This window comes from Syntrophomonas sp. UBA5494 (genome assembly GCF_002426325.1).
In genome coordinates this window covers 2,185-8,060 of sequence record NZ_DIPG01000067.1, presented here as the reverse complement: position 1 = coordinate 8,060, position 5,876 = coordinate 2,185, and the positions used below count along the sequence as shown (strand labels likewise).

The 5,876-nt window shown below is 50.3% G+C and carries 9 protein-coding genes; 1 reads left to right on the top strand and 8 read right to left on the bottom strand.

Translation table 11 applies throughout. The annotated features are described in order from the left end of the window. Positions 1-134, bottom strand: a 134-nt coding sequence (locus tag B3W37_RS07735; RefSeq protein WP_483175280.1) for a tRNA (cytidine(34)-2'-O)-methyltransferase, incomplete at its 3' end; no start/stop codon positions are given. A 114-nt stretch (positions 135-248) separates the two neighbouring features. On the opposite strand from B3W37_RS07735, the gene B3W37_RS07730 reads away from it, so the two are divergent. Further along, on the top strand, positions 249-1,211 hold the full coding sequence (locus B3W37_RS07730; RefSeq protein WP_483169739.1) for a SpoIID/LytB domain-containing protein: 963 nt from the start codon (positions 249-251) through the stop codon (positions 1,209-1,211). Between the two features lie 145 nt (positions 1,212-1,356). On the opposite strand, the gene B3W37_RS07725 is transcribed toward B3W37_RS07730, so the two are convergent. The 7 genes from B3W37_RS07725 to B3W37_RS07695 form a co-directional block, all read right to left on the bottom strand. Continuing rightward, the gene (locus tag B3W37_RS07725) at positions 1,357-2,004 is read right to left on the bottom strand and encodes a YkgJ family cysteine cluster protein (protein ID WP_483169740.1); all 648 of its coding nucleotides are present in this window, start codon (positions 2,002-2,004) and stop codon (positions 1,357-1,359) included. Between the two features lie 32 nt (positions 2,005-2,036). Continuing rightward, positions 2,037-2,483, bottom strand: a complete 447-nt coding sequence (rnhA, locus tag B3W37_RS07720) for a ribonuclease HI (RefSeq protein WP_483169741.1) — start codon at positions 2,481-2,483, stop codon at positions 2,037-2,039. Beyond that, complete coding sequence (locus B3W37_RS07715) at positions 2,480-2,767, bottom strand: late competence development ComFB family protein (protein ID WP_483169742.1); 288 nt, start codon at positions 2,765-2,767, stop codon at positions 2,480-2,482. Before B3W37_RS07715 ends, rnhA begins: the two co-directional genes overlap by 4 nt. Positions 2,768-2,880: 113 nt before the next feature. Then, positions 2,881-3,183 carry an FmdB family zinc ribbon protein gene (locus tag B3W37_RS07710; protein ID WP_483169743.1) on the bottom strand — a complete coding sequence of 101 codons (303 nt, stop codon included), beginning with the start codon at positions 3,181-3,183 and terminating at the stop codon, positions 2,881-2,883. Between the two features lie 35 nt (positions 3,184-3,218). Beyond that, the gene (locus B3W37_RS07705; protein WP_483169744.1) at positions 3,219-3,914 is read right to left on the bottom strand and encodes a CPBP family intramembrane glutamic endopeptidase; all 696 of its coding nucleotides are present in this window, start codon (positions 3,912-3,914) and stop codon (positions 3,219-3,221) included. A 23-nt stretch (positions 3,915-3,937) separates the two neighbouring features. Further along, entirely contained in the window at positions 3,938-5,194 is a 1,257-nt protein-coding gene (locus B3W37_RS07700) for an ATP-binding protein (RefSeq protein WP_483175270.1), read from the bottom strand. A gap of 24 nt (positions 5,195-5,218) precedes the next feature. Continuing rightward, entirely contained in the window at positions 5,219-5,644 is a 426-nt protein-coding gene (locus B3W37_RS07695) for a hypothetical protein (protein WP_481042753.1), read from the bottom strand. Positions 5,645-5,876: the final 232 nt, after the last annotated feature.

The following is a 5,876-nucleotide window of genomic DNA, read 5'->3' as shown; positions in this document are numbered from 1 at the left end:
CGTTTAAGATAACGGTCCGCCAGGGAAAAACCCAGCGGTTTTACCAGGTGCAGGTCGGTGCCGGTCAAGGCGCAGGTTCGGGCAATATTACCGGTATTCTGCGGTATTTCCGGTTCAATCAGGACAATATGCATATGCTATCCTACTTTCGCCTGAATGACGTGGTAATTGATACTATTATAACCCTTTGTTTCCCAGTAATAGCAGCAGTCAGGCTGGAAAAACTACTGAAAAAAGGAGGGATTCATTTGCCCAGATCCAAGTCAAGTAACATCCTGGCCATCATGCTGCTGTTTGGCCTGTTATTGGCCCTGAGCGGCTGTCAGCAAGCTGCCAAAAAGCCAAATCAACCAGGGCAGTTGGCCCCTGAAGTTCAGAAATACAGTGCAGAACCTGCTATCAGCCTGTATCGCAGCGACACCGGCAAGGTTCAGAATCTGCAGCTGGAACAATACCTGAAAGGCGTGGTAGCAGGCGAGATCGGTCCCAAGTTTCCGATGGAGGCCTTAAAGGCACAGGCCATCATCGCCCGCACTAATACTCTGGCCTTGTTAGAGTATGAAAACGGCACCCGCGGCAAGCACAACACCGATGCCAGCGACGACCACACCGAGTTTCAGGCCTACGATGAAAAAGCCGTCAACGATAATATCTCCAAAGCCGTCGAAGAAACCCGGGGGATGGTTTTGACCAATAATGGCAAATTCGTTTACGCGCTGTTCCATTCAGCCTCCAACGGCACAACCGCCAGCATCGAGGAAGGCTTCCCCAAACTGGCTGAAAAAGCCCCTTATCTGGTGCCGGTTGCTACCGACGGAATAACCAAGGCCCCTGAAAAATATAAGGCCTGGACAGTGAAAGTGCCGCGCAGCACCGTGAAAGAAATAATGGGCACTGAAGCCGGCAACCTCGATGACATCAGTATCGGCCAAACCGGTCCTTCCGGAAGGGTAATGACTGTAAAGGCCGGTCAGGCCACGGTAAACGCGGTTGATTTAAGGGAAAAGATCGGTTTTGATAAATTGTACTCGACTCAAATCAGCAGTATCAAAGCCCAGGGCAATTATATCGTCTTCACCGGCACCGGTTGGGGCCACGGGGTTGGCATGGATCAATGGGGAGCCAGTCTCATGGCTGAGCAGGGCAAAACTGCCCGTGATATTGTAGCGCATTACTATCCGCAGGCGCAGATGACTCAGATCTATCAGTAGCCGGGAGCGATTTCTGGTCTTGACGGGTGGGGACGATTCTTGGCTTGCGCGCAAGCGCTCAAGTCAAAAACCGTCCCCTACTTGCGTCGAAACCGGAGCTCCCCGCAAGTGATGCGCGGGGAGCCGTTATGATTGATTTTGCTGATCAGCCCGATAGTTCAATAAAAGGATGTAAAGGGATGTCTTCATACTCCTCTGCACTGAGAAAATACTGCAAGAGGGGATCTGAAGCATATTTCTCGAACAACTCCAGGAACAAACGATCCATACTGCTCGTCGCACCCCGTTTTTCCCCCAGGACCCCCTGCTGCCTGGCAAATACATGGGTTGCCGCCATGCCCAGGCTGCTGATATGGTAAATAAGCTGTTCGGCGTCCCCCCGCAGGGTCGCACAAAGGTAGAAACGGCAAATCAATGAACGTATGGGGTAAATGCTGCAAAGCTTGTCTTTTAGAAAAACACAAGGATTGGGAAGCATGCGCAGCAAGCCGATACGTCTTTTTTCGGGCTGAAAATAGTTGTCAACCAGGAATTCAAAGTCGCATCCCAGGTGCCCGGCCATCTTCTTGAAAGCAATCAGATCGGGAATCACATAGGCGGTATCGCAGCAATTGTGGGTGCAGGCCCGGCAGGACTGTTTCGGGTCGGAAGCGTATTTTTTGCCATAGGCAGATTCATCGCACAACGGCTGCCAGGCAGCCAGGAGATCATTCAGGTTGGCATTGGAGTCTATATGGAGAGCTATGCCCTCATTATGCGGATTGTTGCAATAGTAAACCTGTACCTGGGCCAAACCGATCTTCCTTCATATCCATTTTACAGCGGTCAGGTTGTCATGGCTTTTATTGCCTGGCGGGCCAACTGGTCACAGCGTTCGTTCCACACATCTCCACTGTGGCCGGCCACTTTGGTAAAAGCAACCCGGTTCTTCTTCATCAAATCTAAGAGCTGCCTCCACAGGTCCTGATTGGCCACGGCCTCCTTCTTGCTGTTCTGCCAGCCGTTGGCCTGCCATTTATCCAGCCAGTGCTGCTGTATCGCGTTGACGATATAAGCGCTGTCCGAATGGACTACAACCTCCCATCCCGTCACTTTTAAGGCTTGGAGAGACTTGATCACGGCGGTGAGTTCCATGCGCTGATTGGTGGTGTCAGGTTCTCCTCCGGACAGCTCTTTGATGTTTTCGCCATAGATGAGAACTGCGCCCCATCCTCCAGGCCCGGGGTTGCCGGAACAAGCCCCGTCGGTGTAGATAATTATCGGTTCTCTCATTGGCCGGGACTCACTTCATGACGGGGATTGGGGGCAACCTGTTCAATGGCTTTGGCCAGAGCCACCAAAACCGCAATATAAGTGGTTTGGTCCAGGCTGTCGGCCCGGGCCAATGCTTCCCCTTTTGCGCTGGTGACATAGCGCGGTTTAAGGTTGTTAAGAGCCAGGGCGGCAATATCGGCCTGGCATTTGGGGCAGGTACAGATACCGTGTTTCTCCTCCAAAACCCGTCTCATCAAGTCCCAGACCGCCTGTTCCACCACATTGACAATTCGAGAATCCATAGTATCCATCACCCATCTCAGTTTATTTCAGTTCCCCTGGGAGGCTCTTTCAGAATAGAACCCGGACCCGCTACTGCTGGCTGGCAGCCTGCAGGTACTCTAAAGCGCCTTTATCAAGCCTCCTGAATCTTCTTAGTGGTCTCCTCCGACTGTTTAACGTAGGATTTGACATCTTTATCCAGAATGGCTTCATTATCTTTTTGCCGTTCTTTGTTAATGCTTCTGGCCCGGTCTTTGAGGGTGCCGTGATCAGTTTTGTAAAAGCCCGGCCCCTTGAAAGCTATCCCTATATCACGGCTCACCAGTCTCTCTACTTCGCCTTTACAAGTAGGGCAGTTTTTAAGAGGCTGGTCAGAAATCTTTTGCATTTTTTCGAATATCCCACATTCCTGGCAACGGTATTCATATATTGGCATAATCTCACCCTTCTCTCCAAATCTTATATCTGTCTTTATATCTGTATCTTAAGCAAGACCAGGAGCGACATAACGCCGTTCCATACCCCGTGGGCAACCATGGGCACATATATACTCCCGGTCCTCTCATAAACATAACATAAAACCAGGCCTCCAATAGCCAGCGGGATGGTTCTCCATACATCCCAGTGGGCCAGTCCAAATACCAATCCAGCCAATAAAATGCCCCATACCGGGCCCAGTGCATTGCGCAGGAAAGGATAAATCATAGCCCGGTAAAACAACTCTTCTGATACAGGAGCCAGAACCGCCCCCATAAAAAATAATAACACAAAAGAGGCGCCATGGCCTGCATTACGCAGCATGGTCTCATACAGCTGCGGCGAAATATCAGGCATAAGGCGGCTCAGGGGCCAGCTCACAACCAGCATGAATAACAGGAGCACCAGCCCGGTTCCACACCCATAAATGAGTATATCCCGGAGGGAAGCCGGACGCAATCCTAATTCCGCCCAGGAAGCCTTTTTCCCTATGGTGAAAACCAAGACCAGGCCTATGGTCGCCAGAAATTGAACCCCGGCCACCAGGGAAAACTGAACCAGCGGCTTTCCTTCCAGCCACCAGGAGTGCATGCTGTACGCTCCCACCAAGTTGGCTATGAGAAGAACCCCGCCATAAACCAGAACGATTTCCATCAATCCCCAGCGCAGGCGATTATAGCCTTCCGTCAAGTTGATCCACTTCCTAACATTACTTAAAATTCCCTAAGCCGCCCCGGCTCTCCAACTTGCCCCGCTATATGGTTTATGAACTGCCGGGCTGTCCGTCCTGACGGACCGTGTTTGCCGCGTTCCCATTGCAGGGCTTGGCGCCGCAGCAATTCAGCATCTATATCCAATCCTTGTCTTTGAGCCAGACCTTGCACGATAGCCAGGTACTCCTCCTGGTTGGGGGCCGCAAAAGACAAGGTCAATCCGAAGCGGTCCGCCAGAGAAATCTTCTCCTGCTGGGTGTCATGAACATGGATCTCATCATCCAGATGATCCCGGTCATGGAAAAACTCCTTGACCAGATGACGCCGGTTAGAAGTGGCGTAAATCAGCATATTTCCGGTCTGTCCCTGCAGACTTCCCTCCAAAACCGCTTTCAAGCCTTTATATTCGGTTTCGTAATCTTCAAATGACAAATCATCAATAAATAAAACGAATTTAAGGTTGTAGCCGCTTAGTATTTCAGCCAGGTGATGCAGGCTGGGCAGGCTGTCACGGTGTACCTCCACCATGCGCAGGGGCTTGCCCCGATAGTGCTCCAGCAGGGCCTTGATCATGGTCGATTTGCCGGTTCCGCTGCCGCCGTAAAGCAACACATTGTTGGCGGGTAAACCGCCCAGAAATTTTTCCGTATTGAAACACAGCATCTTTTTTTGATATTCGTACCCAATCAGGTCCTGCAATCTGGGCAGGTGTGGATGGGCAATTCCTGCCAGACCAGATTCCGCGTCCCAGCGCAGGGCCTGGTAGCGCGCCATAATCCCCCGGGAATTAGCACGGTAGTGTTCAATCAATTGATCAATTTGCAGTGCCCAATCAGAACCCTCAAGGAGGGCTCTATCGTGTTCAAGACCTTTGCAGCCACGGCCGTTCATGACCATGGTACATACGGATTGCGGCGCCAGTTCTGCAAAGTCCAGACCCGTTACTCTCTGCAGCAAGTCCAGATCCCGCGCTGCTGACTGCCTCAACTCCGGTCCAATTTCGCCCTGCTTTTCTGCAGTTCTGCTGAAAACGTTGTCATCCTCTAATATAAGGTTCTGCAGGTGGCAGGAAAAACAGCGTTCCGTACGCAATAACTCAAAACAAAATTGGTGATAGCGATTACATATTTCCACATAATCCAGATCTTGACGAACATTGCTCTCCAGCCAGGCCTGAAGGGCGGTCAGGGCAGGGTCATGCAAAATATTGCGGTATATGGCCAAACTGGACAAATAAAGACGATATTGGGTATACACCAACATTCCTCCTGAAAAGCACAACTAGGTTAAGAAGAGCAGAGTAAGGAGCACGATCAAAGAATGGGTAAAAAATCCCATCGCACTGATGCGCTCCAACTTCCAGTTAAAAATCCCGGCGCAAGTGATGCGGCCGCCAAAAAAGTTCCGGAAGTTCACAAATACCACACTAAGATGCCACATTTCTATTACTATTATTAACCCTGTCAAAGCCAGGGTGACGGGGTTGGAAACGGCCAGGAACACCAGGCTGAAATAGACCACTTCAAACAAAACCGAAGCCCACAGGAGTATCCACAGAGCTTTAGTATTGCTTTCCTGCAGCCAGTTTTGCAGGGCATCCAATAATTCCAGCTCAAATTCCTGGGGATAACCCCTGATAATCTTAAGAAAATAGATACTATAAGTAGCGAGTATTAAAGAGGCCAGTATGCCCAAAAGGATTGTCAACCATGCCACACCTTTCAATGATATGTCTCAATATATCACAATCAAGCCATCAAGCAAGGGATTTTTCAAACTAGGCCGGTGAGCGCTGCTGTAGCATTGGCTGCAGCAGTTCTTCTCATTGTTACCATAATATTAAATACAATTACTCTGATTGTATATCATGACAGAACCGCAAAACGTAACCGGTAACAAAAAAGGCGCGCACGATTGGCCTTGAAATGATCTATATTAT